This window comes from Sorangiineae bacterium MSr11367 (genome assembly GCA_037157805.1).
In the GTDB taxonomy this organism is placed as follows: Bacteria; Myxococcota_A; Polyangia; order Polyangiales; family Polyangiaceae; genus Pendulispora; species Pendulispora rubella.
Genome location: CP089983.1, coordinates 607,888 through 628,687, shown reverse-complemented (window position 1 = coordinate 628,687; position 20,800 = coordinate 607,888). Strand labels below are relative to the sequence as shown.

The window sequence follows — 20,800 nt, the reverse complement described above, 5'->3', positions numbered from 1 at the left end:
GCCAATGTTGGCCCTGACGGGCGGATCCGGAATTTTCGCTCCCCCAGCGTCGGGTGCGTCTCCATTGTTGGAGTCCCCGTTGGAGCATCCGGTCCACGAAGCCATGAGGACCGTAGCCGTCAGCATGGCGAACAAAGCGTTTCTCATACCGGGACGACGCGCGCCGCCACCCCAAGTTGCACCGGCCGGCCGACAAACCCGTCACGGCAGGATCGGCCGAATCCAGGCAGGTGGCGGAGGCGGCGCCATTTCGAGCGCGCCTCGCCAATCGGCGTCGGTGAGCCTTTGGTAGTTCTCCGTGGTGCGCTCCAAATACGTCGAGACGAATCCGCGGTAGCTGCGCGTGTTCTTCCCTCCGTCGTGTTGAATCGTGACCACCAGCATCCGCGGGCTTGCCGTTCCAACATGGAGCACGCGGCCGACGGGGCGCCCCGTTTCATCCGTGGGTTGCGTGTGCACGTCGGCCACGACGGGCTTGTTCCACAACACATCGTCGCGATCGAAATAGAGATCGGCGTACCACCCCTGGGGGGTCACGATGGTCTCAGTGCCATAACCACCCCTGGTCGTACGTCCGGTCAAGGACACCATATGATTCAGGTAATCGATGTCTTGCTCGTTCAAGGGCTCGTTGCGTCGCTCCTTCTCGGCCATCTCGCGCAGCTGCCCCGCCACGGCTCGGAATTGCTCGAAGTAGCGGCTGTACTGGACCTTCACCGATGGTTCGATCGATAAGGCCCCCACGGCATCGCGCCCCTTGGCGGCCAACGCCTCGAGCGCCCCGAAAAATCCCGGGTACGGGTCGACGTAACCATCGGGGTAATCGCACGCGATCATCGCCGTGACCGATTGCTTCGCATAGAGCAAATTGTCGTGCCGGAGCTCCGCCCACGAGGCGAGTTGCGTATTCAGCAATCTACGTCCCCAGGATTCGCTGCTCAGCGGCGCGGGCAGCCCTCTATCGCGCTCGGCTTGGGGAGACAATTCACGGAGTGCGTCGAGCCAGAGATGATAGAGGCTTCCCTTCCAGAGTGCGGGACCGGCCGCAGTGGCCTTCTGCGATAGATCATCGAGCGCGTCCGCATACTCGCGGCCGTACGTTGCTATTTGCGGCTCGAGCAACGCTCGGGCCCCGGCGTGGTGAAACACGGTCGCCGCCACGTCCAGCGGGGAGGGCATCATCCGGTACTGTCGGAGCTGCCCATACGTTACAGCCGAAAAAACGTGCGAATCGAAAACGTAGCGCTGCCCCAAGGTCACGAAGGCGATGGATTCGTCACCGCGATAGGCGAGCTGCGTTCCAATCTTCTGACCGGCCTCCTTCGAAAACGCGGCCCCCAACGCATCATCGGAGGCGCGTGCCACGTCCCCTAGCGTTTTGGCCGCTTGGTCGAAACCGGGCAGGGACATCGAATCGGATGGTCCGACGAACGATCCCATGAGGCCGTCGATATCCTTCCAGGCCTGCATGGCGCGCGGCGTAAAGAGCGCCCGCAGCAACGTCGCAGCACGAACGGCCCGCCGGTCGGCCATCCATCGGTCTTTCTGTTTTCTCGCCAGGCGAATTTCCACACGTCCCAGCCAGGACATGGCTCGAAAATAGCGCTCGAGCTCCACACTTTCCGTATAATGACCACGGGGCTTCAACATCGAATCATCGAAGTCCACATCGCGGCCGAAAAGCCCTAGCTTTCCCGGGCCCGCCGCGCGCAGGGCGCGTTCCACGATGGCAGCCGCCGGACGAGCATCCCCCTTGGTGACCGAGCTTGCCGGATTCCCCGATGCCAGGCTTTCGGCCACGGCAAGGTAGGTATCGATATCCTCCCTGGCCTCGTCGTCCCCGGCGGGCGCGCGCTGCAAGTTGTTGCGCAACTCGCCCAGCATCGTTTGGAGCGCGGGTATCATCGCATGCTGCTCCAGCCCCTTGAGAATGACATCGTACGAGGCATGCCATGCCTCCAACAACGCATCGGCGGTGACGTACACCGGCTGGTGCGCCTTGAAGAGGGCGGTGTACCCGTAGTGAAAGCTAGGGGCGCGATCCTCGGTGATCACGAAGCCCCGCTCGGCGATCACATCGACTTCGCGCCCTTGGAGACTACGACTTGCCGCCTGCGCCAGCGTCGCCGGCAGCTTCGCGTTGCCATACGATCCCGAACAACCGAACAGCAAAGCTGCAACCAACCCGAGGGTGCGAACGCGCATGCGCGTTCGACGGCCCCCGACCTGCGAGCAGGCAAACGAAAATTAGGCCTTTTCCGCCAAACGCTCACGCACCTCCATGAGCGCAAAACCGAGCAGGTTCTGCCCACGCCACCGACTGGGATCGCGCGCCGCGGGGTTGTCCTTGCCCAAACCGATACCCCAAATGCAATCGCGCGGGCTCGCCTCCACGAGAATGCGCTTTTTCGTTCCGAGTAGAAACCGCACCAGATCGGGATTTTGGCCAAACTTCGCCAGGTTGCCGCGAACGACCGCGTCGACGCGGGCGCTCGCCCAAACATCGTCGTCGTAATTTCGAACGGTGCGACCAATGGCCTTCACGGCCCCAGGCGAGTCGGCGTGAAGGACCTGTTCGCAGGCGATGTCGTCTTTGAACAGCCGCGCCTTTTCCATCATCATGAAGTGCTCGGCCGTTGGATAGCCCACCCCATCGACGGTAAAGTCCGCCGGAAACCATTGGCTAAGGCACGACGCATCCACGACATTGGGGAGCTTTGGCGTGTGGCCCCAAAAGAAGAGAAAGTCGAACGATGCGCCGGCGTCGATTCGCTCGACGAGGCCTTGACGGGTGAGCATGACCAAGTTTGGGTGCCGGCTCAATCCTTGTCCAGGACCATGCGGGCACCAAAGGCGATCATGACCGCGCCGGTAACGCGGTGAATCCATCGCTCGACGCGGGTGTAGAAGGCCCGAACCGGCGCACTCGAGAACAGAAGCGCGACCGCGCCATACCACAGAAGAGCATCGAAGACGCCGATGCTGATGGCCGATGCCTCGACCCAGAGCGGCATGCCCGGTTTGAGAAACAGGGTAAAGATACTGCCCCAGTAAGCCACCGACTTGGGATTCGTCAGCGTGGTGACGAATCCGCGAAAAAAGGACACCGCCAGAGAACGCGGCGGGGCGTCTTTTCGGACGGGCGCGGCCCCCAGAGGAGCTTCCGAGCGGCTTCGCCAGGCCATGACGCCGAGATAAATGAGATACGCTCCGCCCACGAGCTTCATCGCCCCGTAGAGCCAAGGCCAGAGGGTGAATACGGCCGATAGGCCGAGAAGGGCAACGAGACTCCAAACGAGATCGCCCGCAGCGACACCTACGACCGCGGCCAGCGCCGCACGGGTTCGATGAACCACGGCGGTCTCCATCACCACGACGAAGTTCGGGCCGGGGCTAATCACGGCGAGCATATCGACGGCAAACAGCGTCAGAAGCAGGGATGCATAGTTCATCGGATCCCGCACGCTAGGGTCGTACGGCCATTCTGGAAAGCGCGGCAGGACGTTGGCGCGAATCGTCGGGCGACGGCCTGGTGCGACATCAATTTGGCGCCACAGGGCACATACGGAAGAACTATATCGAGCGGATGATCTTAAAGCTGCATTTTCCGGCCATCGTGGCCGCACTCGTTCCTCCTCTGGCTTTTGTGGCTTTTGCCTGTGGCGCGGATGCGCCGGCGCCGCCCGCTCCGTCGCAACGCACCGAGGCGTCGGCGGGTGTGCGCAACCTCGAATTGGCCGATTTGCTGGAACGTCAATGGCAGTGGTACCTCGAAGAGAATCCGCTCGAGGCGACGTTCATGGGAAACCATCGCTTCGACGATCGCATCGCGGACAAAAGCGCCACCCACGCTGACGACGTTCGGGCGCGCGGTCATCGCTTTCTCGATGAATCGCATGCGCTGCGCGCGCGCATCGGGACTTCGCTCGATGCGGGGGATACGCTCACCCTCGACCTGTTCATCGACGTACTGGAAACCCAAGTGGCCACCACCGATGTTTGTCGTCCCCGGGAGTGGAATGTCTCCGCTTGGGACAATCCGGTGAACGAGTGGAGCTACCTGCCCGAGGACCAGCCGGCAACCACCCGTGACGACGCAAAGCGGCTCCTTGCGCGCTGGCGCCAGATCCCCACGTCCATCGATACGGACGTCGAGAACCTACGGCGCGGAGCACAGGCCGGAAAATTCGGGAATGCCACTTCCGTCAAACGCGCGCTCGAGGCCGTCGATGCCCAGCTGGCGCAATCCGACGAGCAATGGCCGCTTGCCAAGCCGAAGACCGACGAGCACCCCGATTGGACGGAGGCCGAGCGGCAATCGTTCCAGGGCGACCTTTTGGCCACCATCGGCCCCATCCGCGCCGCCATCACACGATGGCGCGATTTCGTGGCAAGCGAAATCCTGCCGAACGCACGTCCGGACGATCGCGTCGGATTGAACCATATCCCCGATGGGCCGACATGTTACACGGCCCTCATCCGCACGAACACGAGCCTGCAACCCTCCGCCGACGAGCTCCACGAGCTGGGCTCCGCCGAAATCGCGCGAATCAACGGCGAGATGAGCGATCTCGGCGAAAAGCTGTTCGGCACGCGCAATCTGCGGAACATCCTCGAGCGCCTGCGGACCGACCCCGAGCTTTACTTCAAGACGGAAGACGAAATAGAAACCAAGGCCAAAGCCACGCTGGCGGCGGCCAAAGCCAAGATTCCCGAGTTTTTCGGCACGCTACCAAAAGCCGATTGCGAGGTGCGCCGCGTCCCGGATTACGAGGCCGAGCATACCTACATCGGCTATTACCGTGCCCCGAATCCGGACGGGTCCAAACCCGGAGAATACTTCGTCAACACGTGGCAACCCGCCACACACCCCCGCTTCGAGGCCGAAGTCCTCGCGCACCACGACGGCATACCTGGACACCACGTGCAAATTGGTGTTGCCCTGGAGCTGCCCGAGCTCCCGGCGTTCCGCAAGTCCCTTGGGCCGACGTCGTACATCGAAGGATGGGGCTTGTATTCCGAGCGGCTCGCCGACGACATGAAGCTCTATTCGGGCGATCTGGATCGGATGGGGATGCTGAGCTTTGACGCCTGGCGCGCCTCCCGTTTGATCGTGGATACGGGGATGCATGCAAAGGGCTGGAGTCGCGAACGCGCGGTGGCATTCATGCTCGAGCACACCGCCCTCGTAGAAAATAACGTTCGCAACGAGGTCGACCGATACATCGACGATCCTGCCCAGGCCCTCGGCTACAAGGTTGGTCAATTGAACATTCTGCGCCTGCGCGAAGAGGCTCGAACCAAGCTGGGGCCTCGGTTCGACGTGAAGGCATTCCACGATACCGTCCTGGGCTCCGGCGTGGTGACCATGCCCATTCTGGAGAAGATCGTCGCCAATTGGGTGGCCAGCCGTCGCTGAGGCGGGAAGTACACAATAGCTGGAATTCTAGCTTCCGCTCCTGGAAGTGGCCATTCCGCCACTTCCTCCGAGCCGCCGAGCATGGCTCGTATTGTGACGAAGTCGTGTCCGCCGCGGCGCGGTAAATGATTCCGGCTAGAGCGATGTAGAGTGAACCGTGGGATCCCACCGAGATCGGGCCGACCGGGCCCCGACTCAAGGTCGATGTTCTTCGCAAAAGGCTTTCAGCACGTCCAGGGTGACGCCCCAGTAAAGCTTGGCGTGGTGATAGACGGACGAGTCGGGGAAATCGCTCAAGGTCAATGCCAACGCCGTCCCGGTCTCCGTGGGGGTCAGCTGGAAGGAAACCGTCGTGTAGTTCTCTGGCGCGTCCGGCAGTTTGGAGGCGGATAGGGTGCTCCAATAATCGTACTCGAAGGCCCTTTCGGTCTCGAACCTTCGGATGGTCCCTTTGTTTGCGAAATCGATACCGTGCAAATTGCCTCGAAAGGCGATGGCCGCACCGGCCCGCCAGTCCGATGTGACGGTCAACTCCGAATCGTGCATCCACCGGGCGATGGAATCGGGATTCGTCAGCGCATCCCAAACTTTGGAGGGTGCGGCATTCACGACAACCGTTCTTCTAACTTCGGAACTTTCCAAAGATTCTTCGCCCACGTTAGCGTAACCTACCTTGAACACTCTACGTTAGCAATGGCGCCGCCGGGTCTTTACGCGCTTTTAGCCTTTGGGGCCGGCCGCTGCTAGAGCGGCGGCCGCAGCAGCTTCAGGATTTTGCGAAACCGGATTCAAGTCTCCGCAAGCAGGCGAGACGAACGGTTCGCAAAAAGGCACCCGGCAAGCAACCTTCGTAGGCCTAATCCACCCATTTTTGGTCTGGGTCTTTTCTGCTCTGGGTCGACCATCGATTCCCATTCTGCGACCGGTTCACGGTCACGAAGGCCTGGCGGCTCCCCTCCCCTCCTAAGTAAGCCTCATCGACCATCGATTCCCATTCTGCGACCGGTTCGAGGAACATCGCGACGCAGCCTGTTGTTCTTGTGGCCGCGTCGTTCCTTGTTTGCAGTCTAGGGCGGATTCCGCTGAGTCCCTTGGGGGCCCCGCTCGGTCGATTGGCGAAGGAGCCGATTCGAAATGAGGGAATTACAACGCTTCATGCATCTAAAAGCTTGACGCGGCGTCGCATATGGATAGGTTCGCGTTCTATGAGTCTAAAGAATGAGATTAGCCGACTAGCCGACAATTTCGCACAAGGGGTGCTCGCCGCCATCCGCAGCGCTTCGCTCGAGGAGATCTCCAGCGAGGCCCGCGGTCGCGCAACCTCGTCATCCTCCAGCCGCGCCCCCAGCAGCGCCGGCCGGCCCAGTGCAGCCGCCGCAGCAGCAAGCAAGGCGCCGAAGGCGGCAAAACGAGGCGGCCGCTTGCACCGTCGCTCCGAGGAGGAGATTGGCGCCGTGGGCGACAAGATCGTCAGCCTCCTCAAGTCGCACCCCGAAGGTCTCCGTGCGGAGCAGATCCGCGCCGAGCTCGGACTCGAGGCCAAGGAACTCCCCCGCCCGCTCAAGGACCTGCTCGGCGCGAAGAAGCTCAAGACCAAGGGTCAAAAGCGCGCGACGACCTACTTCGCGAAGTAACGATTGACAGACACGGCCCGCAAGCGGGCCGTCTGTCATCTCCACGAGAACCACATGACCTCCCAGGTCATTGCTCGCCTTCCTGCGTGCGCTTACGTCAAGGACCACGCTGCCCCCAACATGGGTGCGGCGGATTTCTCGCCCTAAGACGCACGGAGGTCGAAGATGCTTCGGAGACAATTCCTGGGAGTAATGGCTGGGACACTCGCGGCAGGGGGCGCTGGGCGGATGCGCTTCGCGTGAACCGAGCGTAGACAGAGAAGTCCTATGAGGGCCGCAACGGCCCGAATGAACCGGCGTAGACTGAGAAATCGTAGGCTGATGAGGCCTATGAGGGCCGCAACGGCCCGAATGAACCGGCGTAGACTGAGAAATCGTAGGCTGATGAGGCCTATGAGGGCCGCCAGGGCCCGAATGAACCGGCGTAGACTGAGAAATCGTAGGCTGATGAGGCCTATGAGGGCCGCAACGGCCCGAATGAATGTGACACGGGGGGTGCGCAACTCAGGCCGATCGTGCCCACGAACGTGGCGGCATGGATCGCGGCGTGTCGAGTTGCCCGTTGGAAGATTGCTTATGTCGAACGCGGCACCGGAGATGCCGCGCCCGCACTCCTTTTCTTGCGCGCTTTGCCCCTGAATGGCTATCAGTGGCGCGACGCGGTCGATCGCCTTTTCGCAGATCGCCGGCGCGAGTGCGAACGCTTTTGCTCACCAATTGGGTCACAGGGCCGGACGACCCGCCCCCCGAAGGTCGCGCCTGCCATCGAAGCCGCACGCGCGGGAAACTTCCCCGATACATGGCTCAAGCCGTCGCCGGTGGATAAGAGTTTTGCGCGTGGGCCACAAGGCCTGGGCGGCGCAATGTTTACGTATCCGTCGCGCCTGGCCGACGGGACCCTTGATTGCTATTCGGGCCCCCTGGTCAGCTCGCCCGAGCGTAAGGCCCTGGTGAATGCTTATTTGCTGGGGCTCGACCCGAATCCCCTTGCCGGCGTCGAAGCAGCATTGAAAAAGTGTGCCGTGCCTGCGCGCATCCTCTGGGGAAACCGGAGATGACATTTTTTGCGCAAACGAGCCTTCAGCCATCGAGAACGTGTACGGATGACGAACGAATCAGCGGCCTGCCGCCGGCGCCGCGCTCGACATCCCAGAGTTGCCGGACCTTGAGACGCCTCGCGTCGCCTTGGACGGTGGTCGCTCGCCATACCACCCCATATCGACGTGGGCAGCCGTGCCTGCCAGCGTGACATCGAGACGGCGGATGTCACGCGAAGGGGAACGAATGGTTTGCAGGATACCCGAATACCAGCGGCGAAAATCCTCGCGGCCGCGCAAGGTTGCCTCGGGGGAACGCAGGATCAGGCGGGTGTCGTCGCCCGTTACATGTTGCAGATACGCCTCGAATGGGGCGTTTCGGTCGAAGAGCGAAAAGCATTCGTAAACGAGCATTCTTTCATTAATGAAATTAAGGAATCTCGACCGGGTAAGCCAGAGTGTGGCGGGCCTCGAACGGACGGCCCGCACGCGCCTTCTTCATCGAACGACCCGCATCGATGCACTCACGCACCACCTGAAAGCGCACCCCAATTCGAAGGCGCTCAGCGGGCGAACGCATCGACGCGGGTGAGCTCGGCCGAGAGCTTCCAGAGCCGCACCGCATCGTTCGGATCGAGGGCGTGCGCGTGAACGCCACTGGTGAACGTCGAGGCATCGTGGGGCAACTCGGCTGATTCGGCGATGTCGCAGTCCTCGCAATAAGCGCCGCCCATTCCCTCGAGCCGCGGCGACGTCGCAGCCCACACCTGGGTGGCAGCACCCTGTTCGGGAGTCTTGAACGAGGTATTCGTGGGTTTGCCGTGTTCATCGACCCAGCCGTTGGCGATCATCTCCTCCTTGGGGATGTGGCGCACCAACGGCGTGAGAATGCCGCCCGGATGAAGCGAAAACGCTCGCACCCCCGCGTTCTTGGCGAGGACATCGAGTTGAACGGCAAAAAGGACATTGGCGGTCTTGGCTTGTCCGTAGGCCTGCCATTTGTCGTAGCCGCGCTCGAACTGCACATCGTCCCAACGCATCGGTGACACACGATGCCCGCGAGATGAGACGGAAATCACCCGACCGCGCCCGCGCGCAATGGCCGGCCAGAGCCGGTTGGTCAAAGCAAAATGCCCGAGATGGTTCGTGGCGAATTGCGCCTCCCAGCCCGGGCCCACACGCGTCTCGGGGCAAGCCATGATGCCGGCGCTGTTGATGAGGATATCGACCCTGCGGTCCGAGGCGAGAAAGCGCTCGGCGAATTGGCGAACGCTCTCGAGATGGCCGAGGTCCAGCTCGTCGATTTCGACGTTGGCGATTCCCTTTAGCGCCTCTTCGGCCGTGGCGCGCCGCCGGGCGGGAACGACCACGCGGGCACCGGCGTTGGCGAGCGCGCGCGTGGTCTCCAGACCGATGCCCGAATAGCCACCGGTGACGATGGCCACCTTTCCCTTGAGGTCAATTCCCTGCAATACCTCGGCGGCCGTGCTCCGGGTGCCGAATCCCGATCCGATTTTTCGTTGCGGTGTCGTCATGCGCAGGAGGGTAGGAATTCGAGCACGCTCGAAGTCAATCCTCCAAAGTGCCTACGACTCGTACGAGGCCGGACCGGCTGCGCTCACGGAAGGGACGATTCGAACGCCGCCAACTCGCGTTCGAGTTTCCATTGCAGGGCGGCGCGCTCGTTCGCCTGCACGTAATCGAGGCATCCCTTCGAGACCTCGGTCTTACCCAAGTTGTCCTGGGCGCATTCGGCGACGACCCGATCGGGGCGATTGGGCTCGGCCCATAGGCTCTTGCCCGGCAAGAACGAATGCTCCACGCCGGCGCGGGCAAGCTTCTTCAACGCCACGTAGCTCAGACGATTGCGCTGGATGGCCAGCAGCCAATCTTCGGTGATGCTCGTACGGAAGATGCTCTGGTCGTCGGTCGACAACGCCACGGGCACGCCCTTTTGAATCAACGTTCCCAGTGGGTGGCGCTCCCCTTCGTACCCGAGCAAGAGCGAACTCGATTTCAGCGATACTTCGATGAGCACGTTGCGAGCGCGCAGCTCGTCGAAAAGCCCCGGATCCTTGGCCACCTCGGAGAGGACGTCCGTACCGTGACCGATGCGCTCGGCCCTCCCGGCTTCGACCGCCTGATCGACGTGGAAGGTCAGATGGCGCTGCCCCTCGTCGTTCTGCGGAAGCACGTCGGGAATGAGCTCCCCGGCGTGCAGCGACACGTGCACCGGCTTGCGCGTCGCGTCCGCAGCGTTCATCTTCGCGAGCACACCCACCGCGAACATTTCGTCGTTGTAGTTCTGGAGCGACACCGGCGCCTCTTCCGGCGACACGATGTTCACGCCGACCACGAGCGGCTCCTTCTGGGCCAGCTCGAAGCCGTAAAGCCATTGGCCGAACACGAACTGCTTGCTCTGCGTTCGGTACGATTCCATCATGAAACGCACGTCGACGTTGCACCCGGGATCGGCCTCCGCTGTGCCGCATTTGAGCAACGCGCGTGCCTGGGCCACCTGGTCGCGAAACTTCGTCGTGTGCTCGTCGAGAAAGGTCTGAAACTTCGAATTGGCGACGATCTGGGCGCGCTTTTCGAGCAAGTACGCTTCGGTCCACACCCCCGTCTCGGGCATCAACGGCTCGATGAGTTCGCCCATGCTCCACGAGTCCAGGCTGCGCATCAACTCGACGTACGTTTGATGGTGCTTGGCGGCGGTGGAGAGAGCGTCGGCGATGCCGTACGGGTAGCGCGTGTCGCCCATCACGGGATCGAACTTGTCGAACGTCGCGAAGAAGTGCTCGTGCCGAGCCTTCACGGGCTCCTGCGTGTGCCCTTCCATCGACCAGCTGGACAAGATGTCCGCGAACAACTTCGAATCCTTGCTCGCGTTGGAGATGGGGACTTGATCGGCCGTGCACGGCGCGGGCGTGGCCGCCCAACCCGACTTCTCGCTGGTGCAGAACCCATCTTCGGCCGCCCACTGAATGTACTTCTCGATGGCGACGCTGCCCGATAGATGGTTGTGCAGATCGGCCCCTTTGGGAATCTGCTGCACGAACGCCCGAAGCCCCTTCTCGTCGGAGGCCAGCGTGTCGAGACGCTGTTGAACGCGCTGCTCGGCGGCCGTCGAACCATTCGGCGGCGGGGAGTCGTCGGAACTACAGGCCAGAAGCGCGGGCAAGCACACGAGGGCGACACGGAACGTTTTCATCTTGGTCGACGACTAGTAGCCCAAGATCGCGCACGGGACGCGTACGAATCACATCAAGGTTGCGCCCGCTGTTTTCACGAAGCGGACGGTGCGCGAAACGCACCTTGTTCCAAGGCGCCGGCTTGACGCGCGATCCATTTCGTCACCTCGGCGTGCGGAATGAGCCCCGCACCATCGGCCGCGTAATCGAGACCTTCAAGTACCGACTTGTATGGTCCAAAGCCCTGCACGCGAAAGGGAAGAACGATGGCTTTGCCCCCTTCGGCGGAAGCGCGCTCGACGAAAGCGCGAATCCGCTTTTCCGCCGCGGCGCGCTTGTCGGGCCAATCCTCACGAAGGGTTTCGACCTGCACGCGTCGAAAGGGTGCACGTGTGCGAACCACCGCGGCGCGTGCGTCGAGTTTCGCCATCCAGCGCGCGTTCTCGGCGTCGTCGCCGGGGCCGTGCGCAAGAATGAGAACGTCCTCACGCGCAGGCGCTTTGCTCAAGGCGGCCGCGCGATCGGCGAGGATATTGCCCATTTCCGGAGCGTCGGCGAGCCCTTCGGCGGACAGCGCGAGCGAGGCATTCGTCTTGAGGCGGAAGAACGCCATGCTGTGCCCCGCGTGCCCCGTGTGAATCGGATGCTGTCCATTCGCCGCGGGCGCCCCGGCGCGCAGGCCGAAAATCTGCTCGGTCTCCTGGAAGAAGCTCTCACCGCTCACGAAGAGACGCACGACGCCAATCCTCCGGACATTGCGTGCTTCGAGCTTTTGCACGCTCTCTTGCAGGCTCGCGGCGTCGGCCATTCCAAATGCGACTTCCACGTCGAACTTCGATTGCAACGGCTTCACGCTGTCGAGGACCGCCTGGTTCCACTCGGGCGGACCTCCGTGCGCCATGAGAAGCACGCCAAATCGGCCGGACGAAGACGCCACGGCGGCACTCGTCGTCGAGGGCGAAGGCGTGCTGCCCCCTCCACAACCCACGACGAACCACATGACCATCAAGAGCACGACGAGGTTCGCAATTCTCACCACTATATTGAAAGTGATTTTCACTTCCAATGCAAGCGCCATTCACCGCGCGTGGGCGCCATTCACTGAATCCACGGGGCCCGAAGTATCCGTGGCGCGCAGCCGCGCGCTATAAAATGGCATGCGCTGGAAGGTTCAAGCTCTCTGTTGGTGTGCTTGGGCCGTGGCTCGTCACGCGTGGTTCTGGGCCGACACCGCCGACGGAACCCCTTGGACGGGATACTTGCTCGACTTCGGGTTCAAACTGCTCAAAGCCACCGTGGGGTTTGCTTCGAGCGTCCTCCTCTTTCGTTTCTACATGTGGTTATGGCCGCGACGACTTCCCCTGGTGAAGTTGGGACTCGTCGGGGCGGCGGCCTCCCTCGTTGCGGGCGCGGCGGGGGCCCTGGTGATCAGCCAATTCCCATGGGAGGAACCGGGTTATCGCGCATTCCTGCGTCTCTTCTACAACTGGACCGTCGCCCTCAGCGCGTGGACAGCGGTGTACTTCACCTATTTGTACCGGCGCGATCTGGAAGTGGAGACCGAGCGATCGCTTCGCGCGACCGCCCTGGCGACGCAGGCCCGCCTCAATATGCTGCGCTACCAGGTCAATCCGCACTTTCTGTTCAATTCGCTCAATTCGGTGCGCGCGTTGATCCGCGAGAATCCCGAAGCCGGATGCGAGATGGTCACCAAGCTGGCTGAATTCTTTCGGTACTCGTTGCTCGACGTTCACGGCCCGAACACATCGTTCGCCGACGAGCTCAAAGCCGTCCAGGATTACCTCGCCATTCAAAAAGTTCGCTTCGAGGAGCGGCTGGAGGTGACCTTCGACATCGACCCCGACGCGGAGTCGGTCAAGCTGCCAGGGTTCATCGTTCAACCGTTGGTGGAAAACGCCATCAAATATGGATTCCAGACCAGCGGGGTTCCGCTTCGTGTTTCGCTCCGCGCCAAGCGGGAAGGCCCGATGCTGCGAATCGACGTCATCAACACGGGCCATTGGATCTCCGAATCGGCGGGCGCGCAGGATCCCCTGGCGACGCTGACCGATGGCACGGGCACCGGTCTCTGCAACGTGAGGGAGCGACTGCGCGAGGCGTTTCCCGACCGTCACGTGTTCACCACCGCGGACGACGCCAATGGGCACGTCCGCGCATCCATCGTCGTGGAGGTCGGTCCATGAAAGTGCGGAAGCGGGCCCTCATCGTCGACGACGAGCGCTTGGCGCGCAGCGATCTGCGGGCGCTGTTGGAGCGCCATCCGGAGATCCAGATCGTCGGCGAGGCCGCCGACGTCGACGAGGCCATTCGTCAAATGACCGAACTCGACCCCGACGTCGTGTTTCTCGACGTGCAGATGCCACGAAAATCGGGTTTCGATCTTTTGTCGGAGATCGAGACGACGGCGCAGATCGTCTTCGTCACGGCGTACGACGCCCATGCGATCCGCGCCTTCGACATCAATGCGCTGGACTATCTGCTCAAGCCTGTTTCTCCGGAGCGGTTGCAGCGAACGATCGCGCGCATCGTCGGAAGCGAAAGCGCGTCCAAGCCGCCCGCGGGTGAGCGTCCCTTGGCGCTCGACGATCACCTGTTCGTGACGAGCAACAAGCGTGCGCGATTTTTGAAGGTGCACACCATTTCGTGCCTGCGTGGCGCGGACGATTACACCGAAATCGTGCTGGCCAGCGGCGAAACCGTGTTGATGCGCCGCTCGCTCAATGAATGGGAGCGCCGGCTGCCGGAGAAGCATTTCGTGCGCATTCACCGAACGGCCATCGTCCATCTGGAGTTCATCAAGCAGCTGGAGAGCGCCGGAGACGATACATTTCTCGTCTTCGTGGAAGGGCTGGCCGAGGGACTTCCCATTAGCCGCCGCCATGCGGCGCGGCTCAAAGCGACGATGTCCTGATACGCCAGGTCCCGCTCGTCGTGCGGGTGCACCGCTCGGCCACGACACGGGGCCGCTCGCCGATCCTCGCTGGGAAGGAGGCGCCGGTCGAGGCAAATCCCTCTCATGAACATTCATCGTTCCTTTGGGCCCATTGCCATGTTGTCGTTGTTTGCGGTCGTGGGAGCGGCCTGTCGTTCGGCCACCGATTCGAACGAACCGGGTGCGGACAGTGCCGCCGACGATATTTCCCGATGGCCAACGTCCTTCTCACTGCCAAACGGGTTTCAGCCGGAGGGAATCGCCATCGGGGCGACCCCCGTGGCGTATTTCGGCTCGCTCGCGGATGGATCCATTTATCGCGTCAACCTTCGCACCGGCGAGGGCTCCGTTCTCGGTGCGGGACCGGGCACGCCCTCGGTGGGGCTGAAGGTCGACGCTCGGCAGCGGCTCTTCGTCGCCGGTGGACCGAGCGGCAGCGCGCGGGTGCTCGATGCCAACAATGGGCAATTGCTGCGGAGCTACCAATTCGCCACCGAGAAGACGTTCGTCAACGATGTCTTCCTCACGCAGGATGCCGCATGGTTCACGGATTCGCTCACGCCGGTGCTCTACAAAGTGCCGCTCGGGGCGCAAGGTGATCTTGCCGCCGAGGGTGACGTCGTGCGCGTGCCGTTCACCGGCGACTTGGTTTACACGGAAGGGTACAACGTCAATGGCATCAGCACGTCGCCGGACGGGCGTTCTCTCATCGTGGTGACCACGAACACGGGAAAACTCTATCGGGTCGATCCGCAGAGCGGTGCGAGCCGCGCCATCGACGTGGGCGATGTGCCGTTGACCTTCGGCGACGGCCTGCTTCGCGAAGGCCGCACGTTGTACGTGGTGCGAAATCAGTCGACGCCGGCCGAAATCGTGGCCATCGAGCTCACCGATGACGCAAGCTCGGGCAAAGTCGTCCAGCATTTGACCGATTCGCGGTTCGATGTCCCCCCGACGGTGGCCTCGTTCGGGCGCCGTCTGTACCTGCCGAATGCGCGTTTCACCACCACGCCGACCCCGACGACGACGTACAACGCGGTGGCCATCGACAAGCCTTAGGGCGACGCGCCGCAGCGACGAAGGGCGAGCAGGGCGAACGCGCGGGCGGCATGTTCGATGTCGGAACGCGTGACGTGTTCGTCGAGAGCGTGCGCGAACCGTATGTCGCCCGGACCGAATTGTACGGTGGGCACCCCCGCGCCCATATAGAGGCGCAGGTCCGAACCATAGGGCGCGCCGAGGACCGCCGGGGGGCGCCCACCCAGCGCGGCGACCGCGTTCGAGAGCTCGGCGGTCAGTGGATGTTGCTCGGGCAACCGTCCGCTGGCGAACACGCCGCCGGGCCATTGCACACGGGCGGGGTGCGACGCCAGCCACGGGTCGGCCGAGCAAGCACGGGCGACGGCAGCTTCGAATTCGCGCCGCGCCGTGTCCACCGATTCACCGAGCCGAACGCCGTAGCGACCTTCGGCGATGGCGCGGTCCGGCACCGTGCTCGCCCAATCGCCGGCGCGCACGATGCCGACCGACAGCGGGTACGGCATTTCCAGGTGCGCGAGCCATGGATCGGGGTTCGCGTTGCGATGCACTTCCAGCTCGCGAAGCGCGGACAGCAACACGGAAAGCTTGTCGATCGCGCTCACGCCGAGGGTGCGCGTCGAGCCGTGCGCCGCTTGACCGGGTACGTCGAGTTGGAACGTCAGTGAGCCGGCGTTCGCCGGGACGATCGCCCCCGCGGTGGGCTCGGCAATGACGCACGCATCGCCCAGGTGGCCGCGGAGAAGCGTGGCGAAGGCCCCGAGCCCGCCGTCTTCTTCGCCCACGACGGCATGCACCGCGAGGGGCCTGCGAAGCCGAACACCGGCGCGGGCCAGTGCCGCGACCGCACCGAAAATCGCGGCGAGTCCCCCTTTCATGTCGCACGTGCCCCGCCCGGCGATGACGCCGTTGGAGATGCGCAAGGTCCACGGGGCGCGGTCGGGCCATCCATCGAGATGACCTGGCGGCACCACGTCGACGTGTCCGCACAGCACCAGGGCCGGACTCCCGCCCCCGCTTTTCCCGTCCCCGCCCAGCGTGCCCACGCAACCGTACGCCTCGCGCCGGGTCACCTCTTGGCCGGGGAAATCGGGGCGCGCGAGCAGCTCCCCCAGGTCCATCTGCCAGTGATCGACCTCGGCGCCGAGCTGCGCGAGCCTTTGCGCGCACCACGCCTGCACATCGTGCTCGGCGTCCGAGCCACCGATGCTCGGAATGGCCACCAGCGCTTCGAGATCGGCCATCAGCTCGTTCGAATCGACCGCGTCGATCACCCGACGTTCCAGCGCACTCAATTCCACGGAGTGCAAATTAGGTCATTCACAATAGCTTGTCAGGCGTGATCGGGAGGTCGCGGATGCGGCGGCCGGTAGCGTGGTAGACGGCGTTGGCGATGGCGGCGCCGACGCCGGTGATGCCGATCTCACCGATGCCCTTGGAGCCGATCTCGTTCACGTAGGGGTCGGTTTCGTTGACCATGATGACGTCGATGGGCGGGATGTCGGCGTGCACCGGGACGTGGTAGTCGGCCAAATCGCGGGTGACGATGCGCCCCAGTCGCTCGTCGCGGTGGGTGCTCTCGTGGAGCGCAAGCCCGATGCCCCAGACGATGCCTCCCTGGAATTGGCTCCGGGCCGTTTTTGCATTGAGGATTTTTCCCCCGGCGAACGCACCCACGAAGCGGCTCACCCGGACGGTGCCCAGGGACTCGTCCACCTTGACCTCGACGAACTGCGCGCCGAACGAATGGGTCGAGTAGCGTTTGCGGTCTTCCTTTTCCTTGTTGTCCACCTGCACGGCGATTTCCGGGGCACCGCTGCGGGTCACGATGTCGGAAAACGGATCCCTTCGCGCGCGGTTGCCCTTCGCGTACAGCGCACCGTCGGCGGCGTCCAACCCTTCGACCTCGAGGCCGTGGAGCGGGGACTTCGGATCGGCCACCGCGACTTCGGCGAGCTTCCTTCGCACGGCGAGCGCGGCCATTTTCACCGCGGATCCGACGCTGGAGGCCGTGCGCGAGCCACCCGAGTTCGGCGTCTCGGGAAACGTCGTATCGCCCAGCTCGAAACGCACCTTGTCCATGGGCAGGGTGAGCGCGTCGGCCGCAATCTGCGTCATGATCGTGTACGTCCCGGTACCGATGTCTTGCGAGCCGGCTTGCACGAGGGCCGTACCATCGGCCCTCACCCGGGCCACCGCGGAGGCATCGCTCTGGTTCGCCGGATACGTTGCCGTGGCCATGCCCCAGCCGACCAACCACCGACCATCTCGCACGCTGCGCGGTGGCGGGCGGCGCGCGGGCCAGCCGAATTTTTCGGCGCCGCGCCGGTAGCATTCGCGCAGCGATTTGCTCGACCACGGCAACTTCTTCTCCGGATCGGTCTCCGCATAATTGCGCAATCGAAGTGCGATGGGATCCATTTGGAGCGCCTCGGCGAGTTCGTCCATCGCGGATTCCAGCGCAAACGTGCCCACGGCCTCCCCCGGCGCGCGCGTGAAGGTGGGCGTCGGAATGTCGAGGCGGACGAGCCGGTGGCTGGTGCTCGTGTTGGGGCAGGCGTAGAGCATGCGCGTCTGCACCGCCGCCGGCTCCACGAATTCGTCGACCCGCGAGCTCGCCGAAACGACGTCGTGCGAAATCGCGGTCAGCTTGCCGCTCGCGTCGGCCCCAAGCGCGACCTTTTGCAACGTGGCTGAACGGTGTCCCACCAGGGAAAACATTTGTTGCCGCGTCACTACGAGCTTCACGCCGCGGCCGACCACCTTGGCGGCCAGACCGGCCAGCGGCGCGTACACCCAGGGTACGCCTTTGCAGCCGAAACCGCCGCCAATGTAATGCGATATGACGCGCACATTCTCTTTGGGAATGCCAAATAGGGAGGCAAACCGCTGACGAACGAAGAAGATGCCCTGCGTGGTCACGTACACCGTGGCGTGGTCCGCGCCCTGCCAAATGACGATGGCCGCGTGAGGCTCCATAGGATTGTGATGCTCGATGGGCGTGGTGTAGCTCTGCTCGATGCGCACCTTGGCGGCCGCAAGACCCGCGCGCACGTCCCCGCGCTGCGAGTCCAATGGGAATCGCGAATTCGGCGGTGCGTAAGCGCGCGGCGTTTCCCTGTTCATGTCCACGGTGAACGAGGCGCTCTCGTACCGGGGGACGACCAAGGTGGCGGCGTGGCGGGCGCGCTCCAGCGAATCGGCCACCACCAGGGCCACCGGTTGATCGTTGTAAACGACTTTGTCGTTCTGAAAGAGCTGGAGCGCCGGGTCGACGGGGGTCGTTCTCTTGTCGATCCCCGGGAGCTTCGGCGCATTCAAATGCGACACCACTGCGAGCACGCCGGGTGCACGCTCCGCGGCGCGAGTGTCGAGGGCGGAAATGCGTCCCCGCGTGATGGTGCTGGTGACGACCGCCGCATGCGCAACGTTGGCAACGCCGGTTTCGGCAGGGTATTCGGCCTTGCCGGTCACCTTGAGTATGGCATCGAGGCGGTCGATGCCTTTGCCCACGACCGATTCACTCATGCGATACCTCCTGCACGCTCCAGCGCACGTACGAGGACCCGTTGGGCGAGGGGCACCTTGAACTCGTTGCCCGGCCGCGTGCGCGCATCCTTCAAGGCTGCGGCGGCCGCGCGCTCGAAGAGCGCATGCGAAGGCCGTTGCCCGCGCAACGATTGCTCCGCTTCTTGGCTTCGCCATGGCTTGGTGGCCACTCCGCCCAGCGCCACGCGCACGTCCCGAACGAAGCCATTGTCCAGATGAAGCGACGCCGCCGCGGAGGCCAATGCAAAGGCGTACGATGCGCGATCCCGCACTTTGACGTACGCCGAGCGCGCGCCGAAGGGGGCCGGCGGCAAGGTGATGCCGGTCACCAATTCACCGCGGGAAAGGACGCTCTCCACCTCCGGATGCGCGCCCGGCACGACGTGGAACTCGCCCACCGGCACCGCGCGATCGCCCCGGGGCCCGCGCACGTGCACCACCGCATCGAGCGCGACCAGGGCCACGCACATGTCCGAAGGGTGCAGCGCGATGCAATGCTCACTGCCGCCGAGGATGGCGTGCATGCGCACGAAATCGCCGTTCAGGGCGGCGCAGCCCGAGCCGGGTGTGCGCTTGTTGCAAGCCGAAACACCGATATCGCGAAAGTAGGCGCAGCGCGTTCGCTGCAGAAGGTTGCCCCCCACAGTGGCCATGTTGCGCAACTGCGGAGATGCGCCGGCCAAAAGGGCTTCGGCCAAAACCGGATAGCGGGAACGCACCTCCGGGTGCCAGGCCAAATCGCTATTTTTGACCAGCGCCCCGATGGACAGGCTTCCTTCGGCCGTCTTCTCGATCTTCGTCCAGGGCAGCGCATTGAGATCGACCAGGGTCGCCGGCGTTTCCACGCCGAGGCGCATGAGATCGACCATGCCGGTGCCGCCGGCGATGAAGGCCACCCCCGATGTCGCTCCGGCGTGGAGGGCGGCCGCCTCGTCGGCCGGACGCGTGTAGCCGAAGGGAATCATGCGGACCTCCCGCGCGCGAGTTGAATCGCGGAAACGATGTTGGAATACGCACCACAACGACAGATATTGCCGCTCATTTCCTCGCGCACTTCGTCGTCGGATTTGGCGTGCCCCTCGCCGAGAAGGCCGATGGCGCTCATGATTTGGCCCGGCGTGCAGTAGCCGCACTGCAGGCCATCGCACTCGACGAACGCCGCCTGCATCGGGTGGAGTTGCTCACCGCGCGCGAGTCCCTCGATGGTGGTGATCTTGCCGCGCGCCATCACGGCGAGGGTCAAGCACGCGTGCACACGGCGGCCGTCGATGAGGACCGTGCACGCACCGCACTGCCCGTGGTCGCATCCCTTTTTCGTCCCCGTGAGCCCGCACCGCTCGCGCAACGCGTCGAGCAGCGAGACCCGTGGCTCGATGCGCAAGTGACGCGCTTCGCCGTTGACGTTCAAGGTCACGTCCAACTCGGTGCCGGACGCCCCACCGCCGGCGGAGGGAACCTGCGGACCGGGCCCTACGTCGTTTGCGCGCCCGGCGCATGCGTTCACCAAGGCCACGGCGAACACTGCGAGCAAGCTCGAAAGAACGAGCTCGCGCCGCGACACCGAGAACTCGCGAACGACCGCGCGACCGGCCGCCGAAAGAGCCGTTACCAACGAGTCGATCGACGGCGGTGCATGGGTGGGCAGCTGGTGCGAGCCGCGCAACACCGACTCCCCATCGATGATGAAAAACGAGGGAACCCCCGGGCGCACGCCGTAGCGCCCGCGCAGTGCGTCCCATTGCGCGGTATCGATCTCGTCGCGCCCGACGCAAAGCTCCAAATCGTCGTCCGGGCGAAAGGACCAAATGCCATCGTGCGACACGATGACGAGAACCGCGCCCAATCCGCGCAGCTCCGCACGAAGGGCGCGATACGCCGACTCCGAAGCATGCTGCCAGCCGCACGCATCGAAGAACGCGAGAATCACGGTCTGCCCGGCGAACGTGGCCGGCATGACGCTTCGCCCCCGCACATCG

The 20,800-nt window shown here is 63.7% G+C and carries 18 protein-coding genes; 6 read left to right on the top strand and 12 right to left on the bottom strand.

The window, feature by feature from the left end; genetic code table 11:
* Positions 1-201: 201 nt before the first annotated feature.
* Genes LVJ94_02645 through LVJ94_02635 form a run of 3 tightly spaced genes read right to left on the bottom strand, consistent with a single transcriptional unit; the run spans position 202 to position 3,452 of the window.
* Positions 202-2,205, bottom strand: a complete 2,004-nt coding sequence (locus LVJ94_02645) for a DUF3160 domain-containing protein (protein ID WXB06161.1) — start codon at positions 2,203-2,205, stop codon at positions 202-204.
* 42 nt (positions 2,206-2,247) lie between these two features.
* Positions 2,248-2,799 (bottom strand): NADAR family protein, encoded by a 552-nt coding sequence (locus LVJ94_02640; GenBank protein ID WXB06160.1) that lies wholly within the window; start codon positions 2,797-2,799, stop codon positions 2,248-2,250.
* 20 nt (positions 2,800-2,819) lie between these two features.
* Positions 2,820-3,452, bottom strand: a complete 633-nt coding sequence (locus tag LVJ94_02635; GenBank protein WXB06159.1) for a LysE family transporter — start codon at positions 3,450-3,452, stop codon at positions 2,820-2,822.
* 134 nt (positions 3,453-3,586) lie between these two features.
* Here LVJ94_02635 and LVJ94_02630 point away from each other — a divergent pair, with 134 nt between their 5' ends.
* Positions 3,587-5,419 carry a DUF885 domain-containing protein gene (locus tag LVJ94_02630; protein ID WXB06158.1) on the top strand — a complete coding sequence of 611 codons (1,833 nt, stop codon included), beginning with the start codon at positions 3,587-3,589 and terminating at the stop codon, positions 5,417-5,419.
* Positions 5,420-5,614: 195 nt separating this feature from the next.
* Here the strand turns inward: LVJ94_02630 and LVJ94_02625 are convergent, their stop codons facing one another.
* Entirely contained in the window at positions 5,615-6,028 is a 414-nt protein-coding gene (locus LVJ94_02625; GenBank protein ID WXB06157.1) for an SRPBCC domain-containing protein, read from the bottom strand.
* A 596-nt stretch (positions 6,029-6,624) separates the two neighbouring features.
* Here LVJ94_02625 and LVJ94_02620 point away from each other — a divergent pair.
* Both LVJ94_02620 and LVJ94_02615 read left to right on the top strand, forming a co-directional pair.
* On the top strand, positions 6,625-7,053 hold the full coding sequence (locus tag LVJ94_02620) for a hypothetical protein (GenBank protein WXB06156.1): 429 nt from the start codon (positions 6,625-6,627) through the stop codon (positions 7,051-7,053).
* Positions 7,054-7,568: 515 nt separating this feature from the next.
* A complete protein-coding gene (locus tag LVJ94_02615) occupies positions 7,569-8,111 on the top strand; it encodes a hypothetical protein (protein ID WXB06155.1) in 543 nt (180 codons plus the stop codon).
* A gap of 57 nt (positions 8,112-8,168) precedes the next feature.
* Here the strand turns inward: LVJ94_02615 and LVJ94_02610 are convergent, their stop codons facing one another.
* The 4 genes from LVJ94_02610 to LVJ94_02595 all read right to left on the bottom strand — a co-directional run bounded on the left by LVJ94_02610 (position 8,169) and on the right by LVJ94_02595 (position 12,320).
* The gene (locus LVJ94_02610; protein ID WXB06154.1) at positions 8,169-8,579 is read right to left on the bottom strand and encodes a nuclear transport factor 2 family protein; all 411 of its coding nucleotides are present in this window, start codon (positions 8,577-8,579) and stop codon (positions 8,169-8,171) included.
* Between the two features lie 74 nt (positions 8,580-8,653).
* Positions 8,654-9,625: an SDR family NAD(P)-dependent oxidoreductase gene (locus LVJ94_02605; GenBank protein ID WXB06153.1), complete on the bottom strand. Its 972-nt coding sequence runs from the start codon at positions 9,623-9,625 to the stop codon at positions 8,654-8,656.
* Positions 9,626-9,708: 83 nt separating this feature from the next.
* Positions 9,709-11,304 carry an adenosine deaminase gene (locus LVJ94_02600; GenBank protein WXB06152.1) on the bottom strand — a complete coding sequence of 532 codons (1,596 nt, stop codon included), beginning with the start codon at positions 11,302-11,304 and terminating at the stop codon, positions 9,709-9,711.
* A gap of 74 nt (positions 11,305-11,378) precedes the next feature.
* Complete coding sequence (locus LVJ94_02595; GenBank protein ID WXB06151.1) at positions 11,379-12,320, bottom strand: hypothetical protein; 942 nt, start codon at positions 12,318-12,320, stop codon at positions 11,379-11,381.
* 163 nt (positions 12,321-12,483) lie between these two features.
* Here LVJ94_02595 and LVJ94_02590 point away from each other — a divergent pair, with 163 nt between their 5' ends.
* From LVJ94_02590 to LVJ94_02580, 3 genes are all read left to right on the top strand, one after another.
* Positions 12,484-13,488, top strand: coding sequence for a histidine kinase (locus LVJ94_02590; protein ID WXB06150.1), 1,005 nt, complete (start codon positions 12,484-12,486; stop codon positions 13,486-13,488).
* Positions 13,485-14,216 carry a response regulator gene (locus LVJ94_02585; GenBank protein ID WXB06149.1) on the top strand — a complete coding sequence of 244 codons (732 nt, stop codon included), beginning with the start codon at positions 13,485-13,487 and terminating at the stop codon, positions 14,214-14,216. The genes LVJ94_02590 and LVJ94_02585 overlap by 4 nt, the downstream gene beginning before the upstream one ends.
* A 105-nt stretch (positions 14,217-14,321) precedes the next feature.
* The gene (locus LVJ94_02580; protein WXB06148.1) at positions 14,322-15,296 is read left to right on the top strand and encodes a hypothetical protein; all 975 of its coding nucleotides are present in this window, start codon (positions 14,322-14,324) and stop codon (positions 15,294-15,296) included.
* Here the strand turns inward: LVJ94_02580 and LVJ94_02575 are convergent.
* Genes LVJ94_02575 through LVJ94_02560 form a run of 4 tightly spaced genes read right to left on the bottom strand, consistent with a single transcriptional unit; the run spans position 15,293 to position 20,244 of the window.
* Entirely contained in the window at positions 15,293-16,576 is a 1,284-nt protein-coding gene (locus LVJ94_02575; GenBank protein WXB06147.1) for an ArgE/DapE family deacylase, read from the bottom strand. The two genes, LVJ94_02580 and LVJ94_02575, sit on opposite strands and share 4 nt — an antisense overlap.
* Before the next feature lie 19 nt (positions 16,577-16,595).
* Positions 16,596-18,803 carry a xanthine dehydrogenase family protein molybdopterin-binding subunit gene (locus tag LVJ94_02570; protein WXB06146.1) on the bottom strand — a complete coding sequence of 736 codons (2,208 nt, stop codon included), beginning with the start codon at positions 18,801-18,803 and terminating at the stop codon, positions 16,596-16,598.
* On the bottom strand, positions 18,800-19,789 hold the full coding sequence (locus tag LVJ94_02565) for a xanthine dehydrogenase family protein subunit M (protein WXB06145.1): 990 nt from the start codon (positions 19,787-19,789) through the stop codon (positions 18,800-18,802). Before LVJ94_02565 ends, LVJ94_02570 begins: the two co-directional genes overlap by 4 nt.
* On the bottom strand, positions 19,786-20,244 hold the full coding sequence (locus LVJ94_02560; GenBank protein WXB10835.1) for a (2Fe-2S)-binding protein: 459 nt from the start codon (positions 20,242-20,244) through the stop codon (positions 19,786-19,788). The genes LVJ94_02565 and LVJ94_02560 overlap by 4 nt, the downstream gene beginning before the upstream one ends.
* Between the last annotated feature and the right edge of the window lie 556 nt (positions 20,245-20,800).

Bases quoted from the DNA above. Each gene is read 5' to 3' on its own strand.
- LVJ94_02640 (WXB06160.1), bottom strand. From the start codon at position 2,799: ATGCTCACCCGTCAAGGCCTCGTCGAGCGAATCGACGCCGGCGCATCG.
- LVJ94_02605 (WXB06153.1), bottom strand. From the start codon at position 9,625: ATGACGACACCGCAACGAAAAATCGGATCGGGATTCGGCACCCGGAGC.
- LVJ94_02580 (WXB06148.1), top strand. From the start codon at position 14,322: ATGAACATTCATCGTTCCTTTGGGCCCATTGCCATGTTGTCGTTGTTT.
- LVJ94_02570 (WXB06146.1), bottom strand. From the start codon at position 18,803: ATGAGTGAATCGGTCGTGGGCAAAGGCATCGACCGCCTCGATGCCATA.
- LVJ94_02585 (WXB06149.1), top strand. From the start codon at position 13,485: ATGAAAGTGCGGAAGCGGGCCCTCATCGTCGACGACGAGCGCTTGGCG.
- LVJ94_02620 (WXB06156.1), top strand. From the start codon at position 6,625: ATGAGTCTAAAGAATGAGATTAGCCGACTAGCCGACAATTTCGCACAA.
- LVJ94_02565 (WXB06145.1), bottom strand. From the start codon at position 19,789: ATGATTCCCTTCGGCTACACGCGTCCGGCCGACGAGGCGGCCGCCCTC.
- LVJ94_02645 (WXB06161.1), bottom strand. From the start codon at position 2,205: ATGCGCGTTCGCACCCTCGGGTTGGTTGCAGCTTTGCTGTTCGGTTGT.
- LVJ94_02600 (WXB06152.1), bottom strand. From the start codon at position 11,304: ATGAAAACGTTCCGTGTCGCCCTCGTGTGCTTGCCCGCGCTTCTGGCC.
- LVJ94_02635 (WXB06159.1), bottom strand. From the start codon at position 3,452: ATGAACTATGCATCCCTGCTTCTGACGCTGTTTGCCGTCGATATGCTC.
- LVJ94_02630 (WXB06158.1), top strand. From the start codon at position 3,587: ATGATCTTAAAGCTGCATTTTCCGGCCATCGTGGCCGCACTCGTTCCT.